The organism is Tsukamurella paurometabola, from assembly GCF_900631615.1.
Classification (GTDB): Bacteria; Actinomycetota; Actinomycetes; order Mycobacteriales; family Mycobacteriaceae; genus Tsukamurella; species Tsukamurella paurometabola_A.
The window spans coordinates 4535442-4557475 of sequence record NZ_LR131273.1; the positions used below are offsets into that span (position 1 = coordinate 4535442).

The 22034-nt window shown below is 70.0% G+C and carries 22 protein-coding genes; 5 read left to right on the plus strand and 17 right to left on the minus strand.

Features of this window, described 5'->3' with window-relative positions; all coding sequences use genetic code 11:
• Positions 1-87: 87 nt before the first annotated feature.
• The 9 genes from smc to ELY19_RS22605 form a co-directional block, all read right to left on the minus strand.
• A complete protein-coding gene (smc, locus tag ELY19_RS22565; RefSeq protein WP_126198487.1) occupies positions 88-3672 on the minus strand; it encodes a chromosome segregation protein SMC in 3585 nt (1194 codons plus the stop codon).
• A 23-nt stretch (positions 3673-3695) separates the two neighbouring features.
• Positions 3696-5159 (minus strand): glycoside hydrolase family 32 protein, encoded by a 1464-nt coding sequence (locus ELY19_RS22570; protein ID WP_126198488.1) that lies wholly within the window; start codon positions 5157-5159, stop codon positions 3696-3698.
• Positions 5160-5179: 20 nt separating this feature from the next.
• Positions 5180-6475 (minus strand): MFS transporter, encoded by a 1296-nt coding sequence (locus ELY19_RS22575; RefSeq protein WP_126198489.1) that lies wholly within the window; start codon positions 6473-6475, stop codon positions 5180-5182.
• A gap of 156 nt (positions 6476-6631) precedes the next feature.
• Positions 6632-7651: a LacI family DNA-binding transcriptional regulator gene (locus ELY19_RS22580; RefSeq protein WP_126198490.1), complete on the minus strand. Its 1020-nt coding sequence runs from the start codon at positions 7649-7651 to the stop codon at positions 6632-6634.
• A gap of 10 nt (positions 7652-7661) precedes the next feature.
• Complete coding sequence (locus ELY19_RS22585) at positions 7662-8120, minus strand: DUF350 domain-containing protein (protein ID WP_126198491.1); 459 nt, start codon at positions 8118-8120, stop codon at positions 7662-7664.
• Positions 8117-9322: a glutathionylspermidine synthase family protein gene (locus ELY19_RS22590; RefSeq protein WP_126198492.1), complete on the minus strand. Its 1206-nt coding sequence runs from the start codon at positions 9320-9322 to the stop codon at positions 8117-8119. The genes ELY19_RS22585 and ELY19_RS22590 overlap by 4 nt, the downstream gene beginning before the upstream one ends.
• Positions 9322-10158 (minus strand): hypothetical protein, encoded by an 837-nt coding sequence (locus ELY19_RS23670; protein ID WP_197715955.1) that lies wholly within the window; start codon positions 10156-10158, stop codon positions 9322-9324. The genes ELY19_RS22590 and ELY19_RS23670 overlap by 1 nt, the downstream gene beginning before the upstream one ends.
• Positions 10159-10161: 3 nt before the next feature.
• The gene (locus ELY19_RS22600; RefSeq protein ID WP_126199001.1) at positions 10162-10422 is read right to left on the minus strand and encodes an acylphosphatase; all 261 of its coding nucleotides are present in this window, start codon (positions 10420-10422) and stop codon (positions 10162-10164) included.
• Between the two features lie 24 nt (positions 10423-10446).
• Positions 10447-10884: an OsmC family protein gene (locus tag ELY19_RS22605; RefSeq protein ID WP_126198493.1), complete on the minus strand. Its 438-nt coding sequence runs from the start codon at positions 10882-10884 to the stop codon at positions 10447-10449.
• An 82-nt stretch (positions 10885-10966) separates the two neighbouring features.
• On the opposite strand from ELY19_RS22605, the gene ELY19_RS22610 reads away from it, so the two are divergent.
• The 4 genes from ELY19_RS22610 to ELY19_RS22625 all read left to right on the plus strand — a co-directional run bounded on the left by ELY19_RS22610 (position 10967) and on the right by ELY19_RS22625 (position 13099).
• Positions 10967-11506: a DUF1648 domain-containing protein gene (locus ELY19_RS22610; RefSeq protein WP_164711683.1), complete on the plus strand. Its 540-nt coding sequence runs from the start codon at positions 10967-10969 to the stop codon at positions 11504-11506.
• Positions 11507-11516: 10 nt separating this feature from the next.
• Positions 11517-12017, plus strand: coding sequence for a DUF1648 domain-containing protein (locus ELY19_RS22615; RefSeq protein WP_126198495.1), 501 nt, complete (start codon positions 11517-11519; stop codon positions 12015-12017).
• Positions 12014-12436, plus strand: a complete 423-nt coding sequence (arr, locus tag ELY19_RS22620) for an NAD(+)--rifampin ADP-ribosyltransferase (protein WP_126198496.1) — start codon at positions 12014-12016, stop codon at positions 12434-12436. Before ELY19_RS22615 ends, arr begins: the two co-directional genes overlap by 4 nt.
• A gap of 120 nt (positions 12437-12556) precedes the next feature.
• The gene (locus tag ELY19_RS22625; protein ID WP_126198497.1) at positions 12557-13099 is read left to right on the plus strand and encodes a hypothetical protein; all 543 of its coding nucleotides are present in this window, start codon (positions 12557-12559) and stop codon (positions 13097-13099) included.
• A 27-nt stretch (positions 13100-13126) separates the two neighbouring features.
• Here ELY19_RS22625 and mutM read toward each other — a convergent pair whose 3' ends face one another.
• The 7 genes from mutM to ELY19_RS22660 form a co-directional block, all read right to left on the minus strand.
• On the minus strand, positions 13127-14011 hold the full coding sequence (gene mutM, locus ELY19_RS22630) for a bifunctional DNA-formamidopyrimidine glycosylase/DNA-(apurinic or apyrimidinic site) lyase (protein ID WP_126198498.1): 885 nt from the start codon (positions 14009-14011) through the stop codon (positions 13127-13129).
• Positions 14011-14778, minus strand: a complete 768-nt coding sequence (gene rnc, locus ELY19_RS22635) for a ribonuclease III (protein ID WP_126198499.1) — start codon at positions 14776-14778, stop codon at positions 14011-14013. The genes mutM and rnc overlap by 1 nt, the downstream gene beginning before the upstream one ends.
• Positions 14775-15353, minus strand: coding sequence for a YceD family protein (locus ELY19_RS22640; RefSeq protein WP_126198500.1), 579 nt, complete (start codon positions 15351-15353; stop codon positions 14775-14777). The genes rnc and ELY19_RS22640 overlap by 4 nt, the downstream gene beginning before the upstream one ends.
• Before the next feature lie 57 nt (positions 15354-15410).
• Positions 15411-16202, minus strand: coding sequence for a DivIVA domain-containing protein (locus ELY19_RS22645; RefSeq protein ID WP_126198501.1), 792 nt, complete (start codon positions 16200-16202; stop codon positions 15411-15413).
• Between the two features lie 131 nt (positions 16203-16333).
• Positions 16334-16807 (minus strand): pantetheine-phosphate adenylyltransferase, encoded by a 474-nt coding sequence (gene coaD / locus ELY19_RS22650; RefSeq protein ID WP_126198502.1) that lies wholly within the window; start codon positions 16805-16807, stop codon positions 16334-16336.
• Positions 16804-17364 carry a 16S rRNA (guanine(966)-N(2))-methyltransferase RsmD gene (gene rsmD / locus ELY19_RS22655; RefSeq protein WP_126198503.1) on the minus strand — a complete coding sequence of 187 codons (561 nt, stop codon included), beginning with the start codon at positions 17362-17364 and terminating at the stop codon, positions 16804-16806. The genes coaD and rsmD overlap by 4 nt, the downstream gene beginning before the upstream one ends.
• 26 nt (positions 17365-17390) lie before the next feature.
• Positions 17391-18692: an MFS transporter gene (locus ELY19_RS22660; RefSeq protein WP_227967247.1), complete on the minus strand. Its 1302-nt coding sequence runs from the start codon at positions 18690-18692 to the stop codon at positions 17391-17393.
• 328 nt (positions 18693-19020) lie between these two features.
• On the opposite strand from ELY19_RS22660, the gene ELY19_RS22665 reads away from it, so the two are divergent.
• A complete protein-coding gene (locus tag ELY19_RS22665) occupies positions 19021-20625 on the plus strand; it encodes an alkaline phosphatase D family protein (RefSeq protein WP_126198505.1) in 1605 nt (534 codons plus the stop codon).
• Here the strand turns inward: ELY19_RS22665 and ELY19_RS22670 are convergent.
• Complete coding sequence (locus ELY19_RS22670) at positions 20598-21983, minus strand: LLM class flavin-dependent oxidoreductase (RefSeq protein ID WP_126198506.1); 1386 nt, start codon at positions 21981-21983, stop codon at positions 20598-20600. The two genes, ELY19_RS22665 and ELY19_RS22670, sit on opposite strands and share 28 nt — an antisense overlap.
• Positions 21984-22034: the final 51 nt, after the last annotated feature.

Sequence of the window (22034 nt, forward strand, 5' to 3'; positions counted from 1 at the left end):
CAGCGGAACCGAGGCGATCCAGTTGTATTGCAACTATCTAATACGGTCTTGTTGACAGTCAACAGAGTGCCCGGATTTTTTCCCGATCTATACGGGCAGAGCGCCGAGCTCCTGTCCACGGATCCGCTGGGAGATGACCTGGGTGATGCCGTCCCCCCGCATCGACACGCCGTAGAGCGCGTCGGCGACTTCCATCGTCGGCTTCTGGTGCGTGATCACGATAAGCTGGCTCTTGTCGCGCAGCTGCTCGAACAGTGAGATCAGCCGCCGCAGGTTGGTGTCGTCCAGCGCGGCCTCGACCTCGTCCATCACGTAGAAGGGTGAGGGCCGGGCGCGGAAGATCGCGACCAGCATCGCGACGGCGGTCAAGGACTTCTCGCCGCCGGACAGCAGCGAGAGCCGCTTGACCTTCTTGCCCGGCGGCCGGGCCTCGACATCGATGCCCGTCGTCAGCATGTCCCCCGGCTCCGTCAGGATCAGGCGCCCCTCGCCGCCGGGGAACAATGTCTTGAACACCTCAACGAACTCGCGCTCGACGTCGACCCAGGCCTCGGTGAACACCTGCAGGATCTTGGCGTCCACCTCCTCGACCACGCTCAGCAGATCCTCGCGGGCCGACTTCACGTCCTCGAGCTGCGTGGAGAGGAAGTTGTAGCGCTCCTCCAGCGCCGCGAACTCCTCCAGCGCCAGCGGGTTCACCCGCCCCAGCGTCGCAAGGTCCTTCTCCGCGAGCTTCAAACGCCGTTCCTGCACCGCCCGGTCGAACGGCAGGCCCTGCGGCTTCACCACATTCTCGCCACGCTCCCGCGCCGCCTCGTACTCCTCCAACTCCAGCGCAGACGGGGGCAATAAGACATCCGGCCCGTACTCGGCCACCAGATCGTCCGGCGACATCGCGAACGACGCCACCACCTGCTCCTCAAGCTGCTCGATCCGTAGCGCCGCCTGCGCCCGCGCCACCTCGTCTCGGTGCACCGCATCCGTCAGCTGGGCCAACCGCGCCGTCAGCGCCGCGCTCTCCTGCCGCGCGACATCCAGCGCGCCGGCGCGCTGCGCCCGTGATGCCTCCAGCGCATCACGATGCGCAGCAGCACGCGTCACCGCGCGCCCCAGCCGCGAGGACACCAGCGCAGCGCCCTCCGCCACTGACGCCGCCACAGCAGCGGCCGACAGGCGCGCAGCAGCCGCCGCCTCCGCCCGCTCCCGCGCCGCACGCTCGGCAGCAGCGGCCCGTCGAAGCCCCTCGGCCTTGCCCCGCACGCCGGCCGCACGCTCCTCGGCGGTCCGCCGCGCCAGGCGCGCCTCCATCTCCACCGAACGCGCCGCAGCCAGGGCGGCCGCCGCAGCGTCCCGCTCATCCGTGCCCACCGACACCGAATCCTCGGGCAACTCCTCCGCGAGCCGCAGGCGCTCCTCGTGCTCCACCAGCGCGGCCCGCGTCTCGTCCCGCGACGCCTCGATCCGCGCACGCTGCGCCACCAGCCGCTCCGCCTCGTCGCGCGCGCTCCGCGCCGCCTGCCCCAGCCGGGCCAACTGCTCGTAGATCGCGCCGAGCTGCGCATCCGACTCGTGCAGCGCCGCCAGCGCCGACTCCGTCACCTCGCGCCGCGCCGCCAAATCCTCATTCGCTCCGGCCAGCGCCGCGGACAGCGACTCCACCGACCGCCGGGTCTCCGCCAGGGTCGCCTCGGCGGCGTCGATCGACTTCTGCACCTCCAGCGTCGACTGCCGCGCCGCGGAGCCACCGGTGAGCACCCCGTGCGAGATGACGTCACCGTCGGATGTGACGGCTCGCAGCTCGGGACGCTCGGCGACCACGGCCACGGCCTCGTCCACAGACCCGACCAGCACGAACCCGGCCAGGGCCGCAGTCACCGCACCCTCCAACGAGGACGGTGCCTCCACGCAGTCGACGGCCCAGACGGCACCGTCGGGCAGGGGACCCGACGGCAAAGTCCCTGGCGCGACGCCCTCGACGACGACGGACGCCCGCCCGCCATCCGCCTCCCGCAGCTTGTCGATGGCCGAAACGGCCAGATTCCGAGACCCCGCCGCCACGGCCTCCGCCACCGGCCCCAGCGCAGCGGCGACGGCCTTCTCGTAGCCGCCGCGGATGGACAGCCGGGACGCCACCGCGGCCGTCACACCGTCGACGTTCTCCACTACCCACGCGGCACCGTCGCCCCGGTCCAGGTTCATCGTCAGCGCTTCGATGCGCGCGACGAGCGAGGCGACCTTCTGCTCGGCCTCCCGCTCCGCGGCGCGCAGCTCCTCCACCCGCGCACTCGCGGCGTTGTAGGCCGCGACGCTGCGTTCGTGGTGCTCATCGAGCGAGGCCTCGGAGGCGTCGAGTTCGGCGATCTGCCCCTGGACCTGCTCGAACTCGGCTTCGGCGGTCTCGGCGCGCTCCACCGCCTCGGCGATCGCGGCGGTGAGCCGCCCGGACTCCGCCTCGACGGATTCCGCGCGGGTGCGCAGGGTCTCGACCTGACCGGCCAGGCGTGCGAGCCCTTCCCGACGGTCCGCGATGGCCGCGACCGCGGCCATGTGCGCCTTCTCGGCGTCCCGGGCCGCCTCCTCACGCGACGCGAGCTCCTCCGTCGCCTCCTCGAGGATCATCGCGGCCTCCTCGAGGGCCTCCATGAGCTCGGCCTCCTCCTCGGCGACGCGCTCGGCCTCGGCCTCCAGCTCATCGGGGTCACGGCCCGGGGCGTGCTGGACGGGCTCGGACAGCAGGCGGGCGCGCTCGGACGCGATGCGCTCCGTCGACGAGACGCGCTCGGCGAGCGCGGACAGCGAGAACCAGCCCTCGCCCGCGGCCTTCACCGCCGGATCCAGCGCGGCCACGGCCTCGGAATGGTCCGCGACCAGCGCGTTCGCCTCGTCCAACTGCGCCGCGACGAGATTCTGCTCCTCCCGCACCGCGGCCTCGTTTCCGCTCTGGTTCGCGAGCTCCTCGCGGCGGCGCACCAGGTCATCGGCGGCGAGGCGCAGGCGCGCGTCGCGGAGGTCGGCCTGGATGGTCTGCGCCCGACGGGCGACCTCGGCCTGCCGCCCCAGCGGCTTGAGCTGCCGGCGCAGCTCCGTCGTGAGGTCGGTGAGCCGGGCGAGGTTGGCCTGCATCGAGTCGAGCTTGCGGACCGCCTTCTCCTTGCGGCGTCGGTGCTTGAGCACGCCTGCCGCCTCCTCGATGAAGGCCCGACGTTCCTCGGGCTTCGACTCGAGGATCGCCGCGAGCTGCCCCTGGCCGACGATGACGTGCATCTCGCGGCCGATGCCGCTGTCGGAGAGCAGCTCCTGCACGTCCATGAGGCGGCACTTGGTGCCGTTGATCTCGTACTCGCCGGCGCCGTCGCGGAACATGCGCCGCGTGATGGAGACCTCGGAGTAGTCGATGGGCAGCGCACCGTCGGAGTTGTCGATGGTGAGCGTGACCTCGGCGCGGCCCAAGGGCGCGCGGCCGGACGTGCCGGCGAAGATGACGTCCTCCATCTTGCCGCCGCGCAGGCCCTTGGCGCCCTGCTCCCCCATCACCCAGCGGAGGGCGTCGAGGATGTTCGACTTACCCGAGCCGTTGGGCCCGACGACGCAGGTGATGCCCGGTTCCAGGCGCAGAGTCGTCGCCGAAGCGAAGGACTTGAAGCCCTTCAGTGTCAGCGACTTGAGATACACAATCGTCGAGAATACCCGCCGGGTCAGTTCTCCCAGACGGACCCGAGCCGGTGTGCCGCGACCCGCGTGAACCTCGCGGTTCCCGATTCCGCGAACAGGGCCGCCGAGCGCACTCCCTCCCCCAGGAACACCAGGGAGCTGACGCACTCCGCGCCGTCGCCGACGAACACCTCGACGGAACCGCGATCCACGATCACACGCAGCCGGAGCTCGTCGCCGTCGGCGGGCGCCGCCCGGTAGCCCCGCTCGCCCTCTCCCGCGCGGCGGCGATCGACCAGCACGCGCCGTGCGAGGTCGTCGTAGGCGATGACGACTTCGTCGCCGCCGTCGGTCCGGAGGACGATGCCCAGCCGCTCCGCGTCACCGTCGTCGAGCGCGACCGTGAGCTCGATGTCGGCCGCGTCGAGGTCCCCGAGGAGCTCCCGCTCCTCGTCGCGACCGAGCGTCGTCGCCCCCAGGTCGGCGGTGTCGCGCCGCAGTCCCGCGAACTCGACGACCGGGAGGGCCCGCACCCGGAGGTCGTCGCCGAGGGTGAGCTCGCGCGGCACGGTGAGTTGCCCGCACCAGCCGTCGCGCTGCGAAGCGATCGGGCGGTCGAATCCGCCCATCCAGCCGAACGCGATCCGTCGCCCGTCCGGCGCCTCGAAGCTCTGCGGCGCGTAGTACTCGGCGCCCCAGTCCGCCGGCCGGTAGTCGGTGAGCGGCACGAACTCCTCGCCGGGCGACCAGTCCCCCACCACGTAGCCGGCGTTGTGGCCGTTGCGCAGGCCGTATCCGTCGGGCTTGCGGCCCATCGGGCAGTACGTGATGACCCACTTGTCGCCGAGCGGGAACATGTCCGGGCACTCCAGCATGAAGGCGTCAGGGTCGGGATCGCGGTAGACGACCCGGTCGAACTCCCAGGCGGCGCCGTCGGTGGAGGTGTACAGCCACACTTCGCCGCGCTCGTCCGCCGAGCAGACGCCGAACACCATGTACCAGGTGCCGTCGGTGCGCCACACCTTCGGATCGCGGAAGTGGGGCAGCTCGGGCGGGCCGGTCACGACGACGCCGTCCTTGGTGAAGGTGGTCCCGTCGGAGGACCGGGCGACGCATTGGACCTGGAGGTTGCCCTCGTCCTCGTTCACGCCGTTCCGCCACCGGTGGCCGGTGTAGTAGACCACCATCTCGTCGCCGTCCACGACCGCGGAGCCGGAGAACACCCCGTCGCGGTCCTCCTCCAGGCTCGGCGCCAACGCGATGGGCTCGCGCCGCCAGGTCACCAGGTCGGCACTGGAGACGTGGCCCCAGTGCATCGGCCCCCACTGGGCGCTGTACGGGTGGTGCTGGAAGAACACGTGATAGCGGCCGCCGAAGTGACACAGACCGTTCGGGTCGTTGATCCACCCCGCCGCCGCCGCGATGTGCACGCGCGGATACCAGCGATCGCCGCGGCGCGCCGCGAGGTCCGCCACCGCGGCCTCGGCGCGCGCCAGGTCGTCTGCCATGGTCACCTCGAGCCTCCCTGTCATGCGCCGGCCTTCGCGGTGTCGAGCGGCTCCTGGCCGTCGCGGAGGTACGGGTCACCGTCGACCTCCTCGTCGTCCTTCTTGAGGATGAGGTAGCCGACGGTGCCGGCCACCGCGACCGTGGCGGCGATGATGAAGAACGTGGGCTGATAGCCGAGCCGATCGCGCAGCGCGCCGAGCGGCGGCGAGAGGAGGACGACACCCACCTGCGAGGCGATCTGGAAGCCGACCATGTAGAGCGTGGCCGACAGCTTCGCGTTGAAGTGCAGCGTGAAGTAGCGGAAGACGCCGAGGATGCACAGCGGCACTTCGAGGGCGTGCAGCATCTTGACGACGGAGACCGCGACCGGGTCGCTGAACACCGCGGTGCCCAGGATGCGGACGGCCATCACCGTGAAGCCCAGGAGCAGGATGTTGCGCACGCCCACCTTGCGCATGAGCACGGGCACCACGCCCATCATGGCGGCCTCGAGGAACACCTGCACCGAGTTGAGCACGCCGTAGACCTGCTCGCCGCGCTTCACATCGTCGAAGAGGTGCGTGTAGAAGTCCGGGAACATCTGCTGGTCGTAGACGGTGTAGAAGGTCCAGGTGAACAGGACCACGAGGATCACCTTCCACAGCCGCCCCATTGTCAGGAGGGCTGCCATCTCGCGCAGCGAAGGGGTCGTGGGCTCGACGTGCACGACGTCGGCCTGCTCGTCCTTCCAGAGGATCTGCACCAGCAGGCAAGCGACGCCGAAGGCGGAGCCGACCCAGAAGTTCAGGTGCGGGTCGACGGCGAACAGGAAGCCGGCCACCAACGCCACGATCGCGTAGCCGAAGGATCCCCACATGCGGGCCTGGCCGTACTCGAATCCGAAGCGGCGGCTGGCGCGTTCGCTGACGGCCTCGAGCAGGCCCGCCGCCGCGAGGAAGCCGAAGGACAGATAGATCGCACCCACGACCACGCCGACCGCGAAGCGGGACTGCAGGAGCGGCTCGTAGACGACGATGAAGAACGGCCCCACGCCGGCCATCGCGACGGACGCGAGGATCGCCAGATGGCGCTTGAGGCCGAGCTTGTCCTGCACTGTGCCGTACAGGAACATCACGATCAGCGCGGCGATCGAATTGGTGGAGTACACCGTGCCCTGTTCGGCGCCACTCAGCCCGAGACCGCCCTCCTCCGGGCTCTTGAGCAGCCACGGCGAGAAGAACGACCACCAGATGCCCCACGAGGCGAAGAACAACAGGAACGTGACGGAGGAATGCAGGTAGGCCCTGTTCTTCAAGGCCTGGGGGAACGATGCCATGGGGATCCAAACTCTCGCCGTGATCCGGCCGGTCTCTGCCGTCCGGGTGTGACGAAGACTACATCGATGAACACCCTGTTCACAAGAGCTTAATCGTTTTAGCTTATCGATATAGCGCATGACGGGCCCCGCCGGCGGACGGAGAGTACAGACGAGTCAGGCCGAGGCGATCGATCCCCGCGCGAAGAGTTCCATGGGCACCTCGTGGACGACAGGCGCCAGATCGCCGGAGACGAGCAGGTCGACGGCGCGCGCGCCCATCTCCCGGTGCGGCAGCGCCACCGACGTGAGGCCGGGCCGCATCCAACCGGCGAGCTGCGAATCGTCGAAGGCGATGACCGAAACATCCTGCGGCACGGAGAGTCCGGCTTCGGCGAGCGCCTGGTAGGCGCCGAACGCGGTGCGGTCGTTCGCGCAGATCAGCGCCGAGGGCCGCGTCGAGCGCAACAGCTCGCTCACCGCGCGATAGCCCGCTTCGGGCACCCACTCGCACTCGACGACGCTCGCGAGCCCGACCCCGGCCGCCGCGAGCTCCTCCTCGATCCCGTGCAGCCGTTGGTGTCCCGCGTGGATCCCCTCGGGATGCAGCGCCGACAGCTGGCGGCCGCCGATGTGGTGGATCCCGTCACGGTGCCCTGCGGCGAGGATCGCCCCGGCGGCGGTTCTGCCCGCGGCGCGCTCCGCGGGCACCACTGCCGGCCCCGTGAGCTCGCCCGGCAGGCAATTGAGGAAGACGTGCGGGACGGTCGCGAGACCCGCGGGCGGCACGACGTCGCGGGTGTACATGGCGCCGTACATCAGACCGTCCACCCGGCGGTCGAGCATCGCCTCCACGAGGTCCGCGCCGTCGGAGGTGTAGTCCTCGGTCTCGGCGAGGATGACCATCCGCGATGTCGCCCTGGCCTCCTCGATGGCGCCGCGCACCATGTACCCGGCGTAGGGCTCGGACCCGATCGTGTCCGAGACGAGTCCGAGCGTCATCGTCGATCGCGCGCGCAGGCTGCGGGCCGCCAGGTCGGGCCGGTAGCCGAGCCGCTCACTCGCGGCGCGCACCCGATCGGCGGTGGACTCGGTGATCCGCATGCCCTCCCGCCCGGAGAGCACGAACGACACCGTCGTCACCGAGACGCCCGCCTCCCGGGCGACGTCGGCGAGGGTGACGCGGTGCTGCTTCACGACGCGGCCGTCAGAGCACCGCCATGGCGACGATCAGACCGAGCGCGACGTGCGACGCGGCGATCACGCGGGCCTGCGGCAGGAACACCTCCGAATACATGAGCTCCTCCATGTCGACGCCCGTGACCAGGTCGAGGACGCGCACGGAGACGATCTGGGCGACGATGCCGACCACGCCGTAGACGAGCGAGTAGATGACACCGTCCAGCAGGTTGCCGCCGCCGGTGTAGTTGGCGTAGATCGCGACGACGATGATGAACGCCATCGAGAGCATGCCCGCGCCGGTGATGTAGGTGGCGTTCGGCTTGCCGGACTTCACCAGCTCTCGGAGCTTGCCGGGCGTGGAGAGGTCCACGGCGTAGAAGCCGGCGACCATCAGCACCAGGCCGACGAGGGCGTACAAGCAGATCGCGCCGATGCCCTTGCCCAGGGTGCCCAGGTCCGCGGCGGCGAGGAGGGTCGTGTTCATGATGCGGTCGTGCCTTTCGGGGTGATGCGGTGCGGGATGAAGGCGGCACCGTCGTCGGTGATGAGGCCGGAGGTCTCGCGGATGCCGATGCCGGCGGATTCGTCACCGACGACCCAGGCGCCGATCACGGGACGGTAGCCGTCGAACTCGGGAAGCGGGTCGAACATCTGGTACACGTAGCCCTCGGCGCCGTAGACGCCGCCGGTGGCGGTCTCGCGGCCCCCGTCGACGATCGTGAGGTTCGCGCCCTCGCGCCCGAGCTTGGGCTTCTTGACGTACTCGGTGAGGAAGCCGGGGCTGTCGATGAAGGCGGGCAACAGGTTCGGATGATCGGGGTACATCTCCCAGAGCACCGCGAGGATCGCCTTGTTGGAGAGGATCGCCTTCCACAGCGGCTCGATCCAGGTGGTGGCGGGGATCGACTCGACGACCCGCTTGCCGAAGTCGTCCTCGAGGATCCACTCCCACGGGTAGAGCTTGAACACCGAGTGGATCGGGGCGTCCTCGAGGTCGACGAAGGTCTTGAGGTCGTGATCCCAGCCGATGTCCTCGATGGGCAGGCCGACGGTGTCGAAGCCGGCTTCGGCGGCCGTCTCCTGCAGGTAGCCGGTGGTCACGTGGTCCTCGCCCGTCGCGTCCGCGCCGGACCAGGTGAAGTGCAGCTCCGACGGCGGGATCACGTTCCGGATCTCGCCCCAGCGCTCCACGAGCGCCTCGTGCAGCGAGTTCCACTGGTCGTAGCCACCCTCGTCCCAGGAGCGCTTGTCCGGCGCGGTGTCCTGGAACCAGTACCACTGCACCACAGCGGCTTCGAGCAGTGAGGTGGGCGTATCGGCGTTGTACTCCAGCAGCTTCGCCGGCCGCCGGCCGTCGTAGCGCAGGTCGAAGCGGCCGTACACGTGCGGGTCCTGCCGCTTCCACGACTCCTCGATCGCGCCCCACGCCCACTCGGGAATGCCGAAGTCGGCGTACCGCTCGGTGAGGATGACGTTCTCGACGGCCTTGAGGCACATGGAGTGCAGCACCTCGACCTGCGCCTCGAGGGCGAGCACCTCGTCCATGTCGAACTCGTAGAACACGGACTCGTCCCAGTAGTTCCGGCTGTCGCCGGCACCGTCGCGCGCGGGGGTGCCGAACACCAGGCCCTGCGATTCGACGGTCCGCTGCCAGCCCGCGCGGGGCGTTCCCCGCATGCGCCGCACTAGGACCCGCTCGATCCGGAGCCGCCCTTGGAGCCCCCGCCCTTGCTGGACGTACCCAGCCCGCCGCGATCGATGTTCTTGCCGCTGGAGCCGCTGTTGCTCCCGGCGTTGGTCCCGCTCCCCGATCCGCCGGACCGCGATCCGCCGGACTTGGACCCGGCAGCGGGCGGCGCGGGCTTGCTCGCCGCGTTGGTCTGGCCGTTGGCGCCGAACGAGGTGGTCTTGGCCGGATCCACCGCCGCGCCCGAGGACGTGCGGAAGGCGGTGTTCGGGGGCCGGTCGTAGCTGCCGCCGGTGACGCGGCCGTTGTTGTAGGAGCCGCCGTAGTTGTACCGGTAGCTCATGCCATTGAGGAAGATGAAGCCCGTCACGGGGTTGTAGGTGCCGCGCGAGCAGTAGTCGTCGGAGACCACCTGGTCACCGTCGACGGTGCAGTACGCCGTCTGCGTGGCGACGGGCTGAGTGTCGTCGTTGTCCGGGATCGCCACGTAGAGGAGTGCGATGGCGCCGACGACCCCGACGCCGACTCCGGCACCGATCATCTGCTTACGGCGGCGGCTCTTCTTCGCGGCCGCGGCGGCGGCCTCCGCCGCCGCGCGCTGCTCGTCCTCGGCGCGCTGCCGCTGCGCCCGCTGGCGGGCGCGGGCCTCGGCCACCGTCTCCGGGCGGGCCGTCGTGTTCTCGTCCTGCTCGCGGATCCGGCCGGGTCGGCGCGGGGGCTCCGCGGTGTCGGGCAGGTTCACCTGGGGCGGAAGGCCGGGCACGGGCGGCATGTAATTCGACTCCGGCCCGGGGATGTCGCCCACCGGGCGGTTCTCAGGAACGGGCGGCTGCATGCCTCACCTCTCCTCGAACGACGGGAGCCCGCCTCGCGCGGGCCCGAACAGTTCCACGACCAGATCGACCCTGCCCGGAGTGTCCCCCGACCACAGGCGTTGCAGCAGAGTGTCGCATGCGGACCGATCCCCCTCGACGACGACGCGCACACGGCCGTCCGGCTGGTTCGCAGCGTAGCCGAGCAGGCCCAGTTCCAATGCCTGGGTCTTCGTCCAGTACCGGAACCCGACGCCCTGCACGTGGCCGTGCACCCACGCCGTCATCCGGGCCTGATCGTCGGGCACGCGCTACTCCGAGGTGATGTCGAGATTGACCGTCGTGCCCGCCTTGAGCGTGCGGCCCACGGTGCACACCTGGTCGACGGCGCGGCGCGCCACGGTGATGAGTCGCTCCTGCGCCGCCTCGTCCAGCTCGGACAGGTCCAGCTCGAGGATCTCGTTGAGCTCCGGGTAGACCTCGTTCTGCCGGTCGGCGTCGCCGGACACGCGGACGGTGGCGTCGTAGTCCTCGCCGAGCCGGCGGGCGAGCACGTGGTCGGTGGACATGCCGCTGCACGCGGCGAGGGCGATCTTGAGCAGCTCGCCGGGGGTGAACACACCCTCCACGTCCGCCGATCCGACCAGCACCTCGGCGCCGCGCGAGCTGCGGCCGGTGTAGCGGCGCACGCCGGTGCGCTCGACCCAGAGTTCGGTGGACGGTGCCTGCGCGTTCGTGTCGTCGGCCATGCGTCCAATCTACGGCAGCACCGTCCGCGACCACTGCCGGGCGGCCCGGTGCGGGCGGCGGGTGAGCGGTAGCGTTGGGCCCATGCGCGCGCGGTGGTGGTCCTTCCTCGGAACCGTCGTCGCGTACGCCGCGGCAGCGGCGTGGGCCGCCGTCTCCGGTCCGGACCCGTTCCCCACCCATTTCGGCCTGTCCGGGCAGCCCGATTCCTGGACCCCGCGCAGCGAGGCCGTGCCGCTGCACGCGGGGATCGCGGCCGGCGTCGCCGTCCTGTTCGCGGCGCTGGCGTTGGCGGCACCGCGAATCCCGGCCTCGATCGTCAACACGCCACGACGCGATTACTGGCTGTCCCCCGCGCACCGCCCCGCGTTCGACGACATCGTCTCGGGCTTCCTGCTCTGGGCGGGAGGCCTCTTCCTCGTCCTCCAGGGCGCGACGTTCGTGGTGACGATCATCGACCCGACGGAGACCGCCGCGAAGTCGACGCTCGTGATCCTCTTCCTCGTCGCGCTGGTGGGTTCCATCGGCTATCTGATCTGGCTGCTCACGCACCCGCCGAAGCGCTCCTCCACCGCGTCGCGCGGCGTTCACCAGGGCCGCACAGGCAGTCATTCGCCGAGGTAACGTCCCCCGTATGAGACTTCGCTGGTGGATCTTCCTCGTCGCGGTCCTGCTCTGCGGCGCCTCACTCGCCTGGGCCGCGGCGTCCGGGCCCGACCCCTTCCCCACGCACTGGGGCGCCGGTGGGACGGCTGACTCCTGGAGCCCGCGGGGTTCCGCGGTCGGACTCCTCGCCGTCACGACGGCGGCCGTCGGAGCGTTGTTCGGTGTCCTCGCCGCCTGCACGACCGCCATCCCGGACCGCCTGATCAACCTCCCGCCGACCGCGCGCTCCTACTGGCTCTCCCCCGATCACCGGCCCGGGCTCGACGCGCTCCTCCAGCGCTACCTGCTGACGGTGGGCACCGCGGTGCTGCTCCTTCTGGCCGTGTCGGTGACGAGCACGATCGTGCGTCCGGACGGGAGCGCAGTCATCGACGCGGGTATCTGGATCGTCCTCGCGGTGATCGCCGTGAGCAGCGGCCACCTCGTGTGGCGGCTGGTGCGGCCGCCGGCGGATAACCTGGCGGCATGAGCGCCTCCACGGAAACCGGCCCCTTCTTCCACGGCACCACCGCAGACCTCCGGCCCGGAGACCTGCTCAGCGCGGGCTTCGTCTCGAACTACCGCCCCGACGTGGTGATGAACCACATCTACTTCACCGCCCTGCGCGACGGTGCCGGGCTCGCCGCGGAGCTCGCCTCCGAGCTCAAGTCCGACGGTGCCGCCCCGCGCGTGTACGAGGTGGAGCCCACCGGCGCTTTCGAGGACGACCCCAACGTGACCGATAAGAAGTTCCCCGGCAACCCCACCCGCTCGTACCGCAGCACCGAGCCGCTGCGCGTCGTCGCCGAGGTGACCGATTGGACCCGGCTCACGCCCGAGGCGCTGCAGATGTGGCGCGACACCCTGATCTCGAAGGCCCCGACCGACCGCGGCGAGATCATCAACTGATCCCCCGGCAGGGCGACGCACCAGACCCCGGTTCGGTTCCGCTCGCCGGGTGATTGTGAACATTCCCCTAGTCGGTGTGGGGGACACACGATCACCGCGGTCGGTTCGTAGCGTGACCGCATGCAGAAACAGTGGGGGCTGTTCATCGGCGCGGTGGGGTTCTACGTAGCGACGCTCGGGTTGACCTACGTGGCCGGGCCTGATCCGTATCCGCGGACGTACTCGGGAGGCCGCGTCTCGACGTGGATGTCGCGCAGCGCGTTCGTCGAGAATCAACTCGTGTCGGCCGCGATCGCACTCGGGTTCGGCATGATCCTCGTTCTCTTGTCCCTGTGGCGACCATCGTTCCGAAGGCGGGAGTACCGCGATTACTGGTCTGCCCACCTGCCGGAATACCGACGCATCATGACGAGGATGTGGCTGCGTGCCGCCTCCATCTGCGCGATCGGAGTCGGGCTCGCGTATCTCGCAGCCGGCGTCGTACTTCCTCCTTCGGCGGTCGGACGCACCGTTCTCACATGGGTGATCGTCGTGGCGCTGTTCGTGGAGATCTTCCGCGGAGTGTGGCCGCTGCGGCTCACACGAGAACAGCGAGCGAACGCGGCTCCCCCACCTAGCGGTGCGTCGGAGCCTGCGAACGGCGCGTGGCCCACCAGCCCCTGAGTCGCGCGGGGCGGGTGGCTCCAACGGTCAGCGGCGCGGCGCCTTCTGGCACGTCGGGCAGAAGTGGGAGCTGCGGTTCATGAACGACTCGCGGCGCATGATGGTGCCGCAGCGGCGGCAGGGTTCACCGTCGCGCCCGTAGGCGTCCAGCGACCGGGAGAAGTAACCCGACTGGCCGTTGACGTTCACGTACAGGGAGTCGAAGCTGGTGCCGCCCTGGTCGAGGGCCTGCCGCATCACGTCGGTGGCGTCGTCGATGAGGCGTCCGAGCGCGGGCTTGGTGAGAGCGGAGGCGCGGCGGCGGCCGTGTATGCCGGAGCGCCACAGGGCCTCGTCGGCGTAGATGTTGCCCACACCGGAGATCACGGTCTGGTCCAGCAACACCCGCTTGATCTCGGTGTCCTTGCGCTTCATCCGCGCGACCACGGCGTCGCGGTCGAACAGCGGGTCCAGCGGGTCCCGGGCGATGTGCGCGACGGACGCGGGCACGAGAGTTCCCGCGACCTCCTCGAGCGGATCCACGGCCCAGCCGCCGAACGTGCGCTGGTCGACGAACCGGAGCACGGCACCGTCGGACAGCCCTGCCCGGATGCGCACGTGCCGGTCGTCACCTGGGCCCCGACCACTGACTGCGCCGCCGTCGACGAGCATCTGCCCGCTCATCCCCAGGTGCACGACGATCGCGGCATCGGCCGGGGCACCGCCACGGGCGAGCGGTAGCCACAGGAACTTGCCGCGGCGCTGCGCGGATTCCACGTCGGCTCCGGTGATCTGGCCGATGAGGTCGGCCTCGCCGGCGGCGTGACGGCGCGCGGCGCGGGGATGCAGCACCTCGACGGAGGTGACGCCGCGACCCACCACATGGTCGACGAGGCCGCGCCGGACGACCTCGACCTCGGGCAGCTCGGGCATCAGGCCGACTCGGGCGCCTGCTCGGCGTCACCGTCAGCAGCAGGACCTGCGGTGCCCTCGTCCAACGACTTCCAGGCGGCCGCGGCGGCCTTCTGCTCGGCCTCCTTCTTGGTGCGGCCCACGCCCTCGCCGAGGTCGTTCTCGTCCACCACCGCGACGGCGGTGAACTCCTTGTCGTGGTCCGGCCCGGTCGACGTGATGCGGTAGGCCGGCGCGCCGAGGTCGCGCTCGGCGGTGAGCTCCTGCAACGAGGTCTTCCAGTCGAGGCCCGCGCCCATGGACGAGGAGGCGGTGAGCAGAGGCAGGAACAGCCGCAGGACCACCTCGCGGGCGGTGTCGATGCCGTGCTGGATGTGTACCGCCCCCAGGAGCGCCTCCGTGCCGTCGGCGAGGATCGAATCCTTGTCGCGGCCGCCGGTGAGCTCCTCGCCGCGACCGAGGTACAGGTGCGCACCGAGGCCGCCCTCCCCCAGCCCGCGGGCGACGCGGGCGAGGGCGTGCATGTTGACCACGCTGGCGCGGATCTTGGCGAGCTCGCCCTCGGGCTTGTCCGGATGCGTGGTGTACAGCCACTCGGTCACGGAGATGCCGAGCACGCTGTCGCCGAGGAACTCGAGCCGTTCGTTGGTGGGCAGCCCGCCCGCCTCGTACGCGTACGAGCGGTGCGTCAGTGCCAGGGTGAGCAGTTCGTCATCGAGGGCGACGCCCAGGGCTTCCAGCAGAGGGGCGCGGTCCGTGGCGGGCGGCGCCGGGAGGCGCTTGCTCACTGGGTGTCGGCCTCGCCGTCGGTGGCGAACTTGGCGAGTCCGGCCCACCGGGGGTCGATCTGCTCGTGCGCGTGGTCGGCCGGCAGGTCCGCGAGCTTCTCGCCGCAGCCCTGGCACAGGCCCGGGCAGTCGTCGGAGCAGACCGGGTCGAGGGCGAGCTCCATGCCGACCGCGTCGATGATGGCCTGCTCGAGGTCGATCATGTCGTCCTCGATGCGGTACATCTCGTCGTCGTCGGTGGTGGCCGCGGTCTCGCTGTCCGGATAGGCGTACAGCTCCGTCAGGAACAGGTTGAGCGCACCCGACAGCGGGTCGAGGCAGCGGGCGCACTGGCCGGCGGTGTTGGCGCTCACGGTGCCGGTCACGAGGACGCCCTCGGAGACGGCCTGCACCTGCAGGTCGAGATCGACCTCCTCGCCGGACTCGATGCCGATGAGGTCGACACCGATGCGCTCGGGCGCGGCCACCGTGCGGTGCACCTGCGCGGAGGTGCCGGGCCGGCGCCCGAAGGCTCGGACGTCGAGTACGTACGGCTTACCGGCCGGCTGGCGCACGGCGGCATTGGGTTCGTTCACAACAATCCTCGGGAACTCGTCAGGTCAAGCCAAACACCCGATTGTACGTCAACTCGCCTAGCGCGCGTCGACCCGTGACTCGGCGAACTCCTCGAGGTAGCCGTCGGCGGCGCCGTGATCGCTGTAATCGTGCACGCCGGCGGCGGTGCGCAGCTGCTGGCGGCCCCGGTTCACCGACCGCATCGTGGCGCCGAGCACCTCCTCGAACTGCGAGAGCTTCGTGTCGACGTAGACGTCGCACTCCCCGCGCAGACGGTCCGACTCGGCGTGCGCTGCGTCGATGAGCCGGTCCGACTCGGCTTTGGCGGCCGCCACGACCTCCGTCTCGGCCACGAGACGCTCCTGCTCGGTGATGCCCTCGGCGACGGACCGCTGATACGCGGCGTTGCCGTCGGCGACGAGCCGCTCGGCCTCGGCGCGGGCGCGGCCCGTCACGGCCTCGTACTCGCGCTGGGCACCGCGGCGGATCCGCTCGTCCTCGGCGCGGGCCTCGGCGACGAGCCCGGTGGCGTGCTGGTGCGCCTCGGCGACCATGCGGTCGGCCTGGGCCTTCGCGTCCGCGAGCAGGCGGTCGGCCTCGGCGCGGGAGCGGCTGAGGGTGGCATCGGCCTCGGAGTTGGCCTGGGCCACCGTGGTGTCGTAGTGGGTGCGGGCCTCGCTGATCAGGCGGTCCTTCTGATCCAGCACGTCCTGCGCGTCGTCGAGGTCGGCCGGGAAGGCGTCGCGGATGTCGTCGAGGAGCTCGAGCACATCACCGCGGGGCACCAGGCACCCGGCGGTCATGGGGACGCTGCGCGCCTCCTCCAGGATGGCGCCCAGCTCGTCCAGTGCTTCGAATACGCGGTACATGCACCCATTGTGACGGGTGGGACCGATGTTTCGCCGTAACGGCGCCGCCGCGTGTCGACTCCGCCGTGAACTCGGCGGTTTCCTGGCCTACGAAGCCCGATTCTGCCTCGGACCGCAGAATTCGGCCGAATTCACGACAGCTTGGCGCTGAGGGCGGTCTGCACGTTGGGCGGGATCAGCGCGGAGACGTCACCGCCCAGCTTGGCAACCTCCTTGACCAGCGAGCTCGAGACGTAGGAGAACTCGGGGGCGGTGGTGAGGAAGGCCGTCTCGACACCGGTGAGATGCATGTTCATGCCGGCCATCGGCAGCTCGTAGTCGAAGTCCGTCGAGTTGCGCAGCCCCTTGAGGATGCACGCGACGCCCTGTTCCTTCGCGTAGTCCACCAGTAGGCCGGTCCACCGGTCGACGGTGACGCCGGGCAGGTCCGCGACGTTCTCCTCGATCAACGCGATCCGCTCGTCGATGGAGAACATGCCCTGCTTGTTGGGATTCACGACGACGGTGATCACCAGCTCGTCGAAGATCCGCGCGGCGCGGCGGAAGATGTCCAGGTGGCCGTTGGTCATGGGGTCGAACGACCCGGGGCAGCACGCCTTGCTCATGCCCGGTCATCCTGCCAGACGGCGATCTCCACGCGGGTCTCCCCGTAGTCGCGCGTCAGATCGAGGTCGAACCCCTCGGGCCAGGTGGCCGCGGGCGTCCGCGCCGACCGCTCCACGACGACGTGCGCCCCCGGCGCGAGCCACCCGGAGGTGAGCGCGGCGAGATCGCCGTCGACGGTGTCGGCGGGCAGGTCGTAGGGCGGGTCCAGGAAGACGAGGTCGTACGGCTCGGCCGGGAGGTCGAGGAACGCCCGCACGGCCCGACGGTGCGCCGTCGCGCCCGGCAGTCCGACGGCACGCGCGTTCTGGTTGATCACCGCGACCGCCTTCGCGTCGGCGTCCACGAGGACCGCTCGCGCGGCCCCGCGGGAAAGCGCCTCGAAGCCGAGCGCCCCCGACCCCGCGTAGAGGTCGAGGACGGCGAGATCGTCGACGTCGAGGCGCGACTGCAGCGCGCTGAACAGCGCCTCGCGGACGCGATCCGAGGTGGGCCGAGTGCCGCGGGGCGGCACCGCGAGCCTGCGCCCGCGTGCCGCCCCGGCGATGATCCTGGTCACCGGACCACTGTAATCACCGGACCGCCTCAGCTCGCCTTGGCGAGCTTCGCCTCCTCGATCTGCGCGAGACGGGTGGCGTCGGTGTCCGGACCGGGCACCTCGGTGCCGCGGATCGAGCAGCCCTTGGTCTCCTGCAGGAACGGCAGCGCGATGAGGCCGATGACGCAGGCCCCCATCATGTAGAAGGCCGGGAACTGCAGCCAGCCGGTGTTCTCCACCACCGCGTCGTTGACCAGCGGCGCCGTACCGCCGAAGGCGGCGGTCGCCACGTTGTACGAAATGGCGAACCCCGCGTAGCGCACCTGCGTGGGGAACATCGCCGGGAAGGTCGCGGTGATGGTCGACAGCTGCGGGATGTACAGCAGCCCGAGCACCACGAATCCGAGGATCGCCCAGCCGAATCCCTGGCCCATGAGCCAGAACATGGGCCACGCCATCACCAGGAGGCCGATCAGCGAGAACCACCACATCGGCTTGCGTCCCGTGCGGTCCGAGAGGGCACCGAAGAACGGGATGCACAGCGCCATCGCGACCTGGCCGATCAGCATCAGGATCGACGAGTCGGACTCGGTCATGCCGATCGTGCCGTGCAGGTAGGTGGGCATGTACGCGATCAGGGTGTAGTTCGCGATGTTGAGGGCGATGACCAGCCCGAACATGATCATGATGGGGCGCTTGTAGTCCCGCAGCAGGGACACGAAGCGCTGCCAGGCGGAGCCCTGGTGCTCCTGCTCCTCGGCCATCTCCTCGAAGACGGGAGTGTCGTCCAGCTGGTGCCGCAGGTACCAGCCCACGAAGCCCAGTGGGATCGCGACGAAGAACGGGATGCGCCAGCCCCAGTCGTACATCTCGTCGCGCGTGAGCAGCTGCTGCAGGAGCAGCACGAAGGCCGTACCACCGGCGAAACCGCACATGGTGCCGAACTCGAGGAAGCTGCCGTAGCGGCCGCGCTTGCTGTCCGGCGAGTACTCCGCCATGAAGGTCGCGGCGCCGCCGTACTCACCGCCGGTCGAGAAGCCCTGGACGACGCGCAAACCGATGAGCAGTACCGGCGCGAGCACGCCCACCTGGGCGTGCGTGGGCAGGACGCCGATCAGCGCGGTCGATCCGGCCATGAGCAGGATGGTGGTCGCCAGCACCACCTTCCGGCCGAGCCGGTCGCCGAGCGGGCCCCATACGAAGCCGCCGAGGGGGCGCAGCGCGAAGGACACCGCGAAACCGAGCAGGGTGCCGAGGGTGCCGAGCGTCCCCGGGAAGAACGCCTGCGTCAGGTAGGCGGTGGTCGCGGCGTAGACGCCGTAGTCGAACCATTCGGTGAAGTTTCCCATCGCCGACGCGGCAATGGCTTTGTGCAGCTTGCTCTTGCGCTGCTGTTCGGTCTCCTGCAGGCCGGCCACGGACAGTGGCGACGGCACGGAGGGCGTTGTTGAGTTATCAGGCATGCAGATCAGCCCCTGGCGTTGGTCACCGTGCGGACCGGGCTGCCTGTGGCTAGACGAGCGGGCCCACCGGACGTGTGATTACCGCGCGTTCGACGTTAACAGAAACGAAGTACCGATCCACCCTTAGCGGTTCACCATGTGGACACCGGTTCACATCCCCGCTGGTAACCCGGTGTTCGCCGAGCGGGAACCGGACTGCGGCATCGTTTCCGCAATGCCCCTCAGTGATTCTCAGTTCTCGCGTCGTTCGCTTCTCAAGGCCGGCACCGCCGGTGCGCTGCTCATTCCCGCCGGTTCGCTCCTCTCGGCCTGCGGGACCTCGTCCGACGGTGCCGCCGCCTCCTCGTCGGCCGGCGTGGTCCGCGGCCGCCCGTCGCTGACGCACGGCATCGCGTCCGGCGATCCCCGCACGGACGGTGCGCTGGTGTGGGCCCGCTCGGACGCGCCCGCGCGGATGATCGTCGAGACGGCCTCCTCGGAGTCCTTCAGCAACCCCAGCCGCTTCGAGGGGCCGCAGCTGAACCCGTCGTCCGACGGTGCCGGTCGCTTCCGCATCACCGGTCTCGAACCCGGCCGGACGGTGCACTATCGCGTGACACTCGAGGGTGAGAACGGCGCGACGTCCGAGCCCGTCGCCGGCACGTTCCGGACGGCACCGTCGGCGAACGGGAACGTGAGCTTCGCCTGGTCGGGCGACGTGGTGGGTCAGGGCTGGGGCATCAACCGCGACGGCGGCATGGCGATCATGGGCGCCATCGCCGACGCGCGGCCCGACTTCTTCCTGCACTCGGGCGACGCGATCTACGCCGACAACCCGGTGCCCGAGACGCAGAAGCAGAACGACGGCAACACGTACCGCAACGTCACGGCCGAGGCCAAGAACCAGGTCGCGCAGACGCTCGACCAGTTCCGCGGCAACTACGCCTACAACCTCACCGACGAGCACTACCGCCGCTTCGCGGCGAACGTCCCGCAGATCATCCAATGGGACGACCACGAGGTGATCAACAACTGGTTCCCCGGCGAGAACCTCGCCGGCCAGAACCGCAAGGGCTACACCGAGACCGACGTGAACAAGCTCGCGGACTTCGCGTACCGGGCGTGGCGCGAATGGCAGCCGGTGCAGCCCACGGAGGCCGCCGACGGGCGCCTGTACCGCAAGATCTCCTACGGCCCGCTCCTCGACGTCTTCGTCCTCGACATGCGCAGCTACAAGGACCCGAACCCCAACGCGTGGGCCACGGAGAGCGACGCCGGGATCCTCGGCGACAAGCAGACCCAGTGGCTCATCGACGGCCTCACCTCGTCGACGGCGGTGTGGAAGGTGGTCGCGAACAACCTGCCGCTGAGCATCGTCGTCCCGGACGCCGCCACGAACCCCAAGGACGGCGGCCCGAAGTCGATGGAGGCCGTGGCGCAGGGCGACAACGGCGCACCGCTGGGCCGCGAGATCGCGTTCTCCCGCATCCTCTCCCGCACCAAGGACGTGAAGAACATCGTGTATCTGACGGCGGACGTGCACTACACCGCCGCGATCTCCTACCACCCCGACCGCGCGGGCTTCCAGGACTTCTCGCCGTTCTGGGAGTTCGTCTCCGGGCCGCTCAACGCCGGCGCCTTCCCGGAGAGCCCGCTCGACGGGACCTTCGGCGCGCAGTACGAGTTCGTGCACGCCCCCGACAAGGCGAACGTCTCCCCCGCCGAGGGCTTCCAGCACTTCGGGCACGTCACCATCGACGGCGGCACCCGCGCGCTGACGGTGCACCTGCGCGATGCGAAGGGCGCCGCGCTCTACACCAAGGAACTGGCCCCCGCGTAGCGGAACCGCTGGGCGGGGTGATCGGCGGCGAGTCGATCACCCTGCCCGAACAGCTTGTGCCGCAGTGTGCCGGGCACGTAGGTGTCCGGGTACACGCCCCGTCGGCGCAGCTCCGGCACCACGAACTCGACGATGTCCTCGAAGGTGCCCGGGGTGATGGCGTAGGCCAGGTTGAAGCCGTCGACGTCGGTCTCCTCGACCCATTCCTGCAGCTCATCGGCCACCCGCTCCGCGGAGCCGACGAGCACGGGGCCCATGCCGCCGATCCTGCCCCACTTGCCGATGTCCTCGACGGTCCACTCCTTGCCCGACGGGTCGGCCTGCTGGAAGTTGGACACGGCGGAGATGATGGCGTTCGACTTCACGTCCCCCACCGGGTCGCTCGGGTCGTACGCGCCGAGATCCACGCCCATCCACCCGGACATGAACACCAGCGATCCCTCGATGCTGGCGTAGCGGTGGTACTCCTCGAGCTTCGCCTGCGCCTTCGCCTCGGTCTCGTCGGTGACGATGGTGAGCAGCGTGTACACCTTGGCCGAGTACGGGTCCCGGCCGTTGGCGACGAGCCCCTCGCGGATGGTGCGCACCACCTTCGCGAGGATCGCCTTGGTCGGCGCCGCCACGAAGATCGCCTCGGCGTTCTCCGTCGCGAACTTCAGTCCGCGCGGCGACGCTCCGGCCTGGTAGATGACCGGCGACCGCTGCGGCGAGGGCTCACCGACGTGGATTCCCGGAACGTCGAAGTACTTGCCGTGGTGGTTGATCGGGTGCACCTTCGACGGGTCGGTGAACACACCGCTCTCGCGGTCGCGGATCACCGCGTCGTCCTCCCACGAGCCCTCCCACAGCTTGTACAGGACCTCGAGGTACTCGTCCGCGTGGTCGTACCGCTCGTCGTGCTGCAGTTGGTCGAGCTGCCCCATGTTCTTCGCCGCGGACGGCAGGTAGCCCGTCACCACGTTCCAGCCGATCCGCCCGTCGGTCAGGTGGTCGAGGGTGGTCAGCCGGCGCGCGAACGGAAAGGGGTGCTCGAAGCCGGTGCCCGCGGTGATGCCGATGCCGAGGTGCTCGGTGGCCCCGGCGATGGCCGAGGCCAGCAGGATCGGGTCGGACACGGGAACCTGGGCGGCGTGCTTGATCGCGGCATCGCCGTTGCCGTTGTAGGCGTCGTAGATCCCCAGCACGTCGGCGATGAAGATGCCGTCGAAGGTGCCGCGCTCCAACAGCTTCGCCAGGTCCGTCCAGTAGCTCAGCTCCTTGTAGCGGTGCGACTGATCCTTCGGGTGCCGCCACAGGCCCGGGGACTGGTGGGCGACGCAGTTCATGTCGAAGGCGTTGAAACGGATCTGACGGCTCATGGGGGCCGACGCTAGGCGGGCCGGTCGCGCCCGCCCAGGCTTGCGCTCACC

What these genes read in the sequence shown, in the direction of transcription:
- ELY19_RS22570 (WP_126198488.1), bottom strand. Translation starts at nt 5,159, where the DNA reads ATGGCAGACGACCTGGCGCGCGCCGAGGCCGCGGTGGCGGACCTCGCG.
- ELY19_RS22575 (WP_126198489.1), bottom strand. Translation starts at nt 6,475, where the DNA reads ATGGCATCGTTCCCCCAGGCCTTGAAGAACAGGGCCTACCTGCATTCC.
- ELY19_RS22585 (WP_126198491.1), bottom strand. Translation starts at nt 8,120, where the DNA reads ATGAACACGACCCTCCTCGCCGCCGCGGACCTGGGCACCCTGGGCAAG.
- ELY19_RS23670 (WP_197715955.1), bottom strand. Translation starts at nt 10,158, where the DNA reads ATGCAGCCGCCCGTTCCTGAGAACCGCCCGGTGGGCGACATCCCCGGG.
- ELY19_RS22600 (WP_126199001.1), bottom strand. Translation starts at nt 10,422, where the DNA reads ATGACGGCGTGGGTGCACGGCCACGTGCAGGGCGTCGGGTTCCGGTAC.
- ELY19_RS22605 (WP_126198493.1), bottom strand. Translation starts at nt 10,884, where the DNA reads ATGGCCGACGACACGAACGCGCAGGCACCGTCCACCGAACTCTGGGTC.
- ELY19_RS22610 (WP_164711683.1), top strand. Translation starts at nt 10,967, where the DNA reads ATGCGCGCGCGGTGGTGGTCCTTCCTCGGAACCGTCGTCGCGTACGCC.
- ELY19_RS22615 (WP_126198495.1), top strand. Translation starts at nt 11,517, where the DNA reads ATGAGACTTCGCTGGTGGATCTTCCTCGTCGCGGTCCTGCTCTGCGGC.
- arr (WP_126198496.1), top strand. Translation starts at nt 12,014, where the DNA reads ATGAGCGCCTCCACGGAAACCGGCCCCTTCTTCCACGGCACCACCGCA.
- ELY19_RS22625 (WP_126198497.1), top strand. Translation starts at nt 12,557, where the DNA reads ATGCAGAAACAGTGGGGGCTGTTCATCGGCGCGGTGGGGTTCTACGTA.
- mutM (WP_126198498.1), bottom strand. Translation starts at nt 14,011, where the DNA reads ATGCCCGAGCTGCCCGAGGTCGAGGTCGTCCGGCGCGGCCTCGTCGAC.
- ELY19_RS22645 (WP_126198501.1), bottom strand. Translation starts at nt 16,202, where the DNA reads ATGTACCGCGTATTCGAAGCACTGGACGAGCTGGGCGCCATCCTGGAG.
- coaD (WP_126198502.1), bottom strand. Translation starts at nt 16,807, where the DNA reads ATGAGCAAGGCGTGCTGCCCCGGGTCGTTCGACCCCATGACCAACGGC.
- ELY19_RS22660 (WP_227967247.1), bottom strand. Translation starts at nt 18,692, where the DNA reads ATGGGAAACTTCACCGAATGGTTCGACTACGGCGTCTACGCCGCGACC.
- ELY19_RS22665 (WP_126198505.1), top strand. Translation starts at nt 19,021, where the DNA reads ATGCCCCTCAGTGATTCTCAGTTCTCGCGTCGTTCGCTTCTCAAGGCC.
- ELY19_RS22670 (WP_126198506.1), bottom strand. Translation starts at nt 21,983, where the DNA reads ATGAGCCGTCAGATCCGTTTCAACGCCTTCGACATGAACTGCGTCGCC.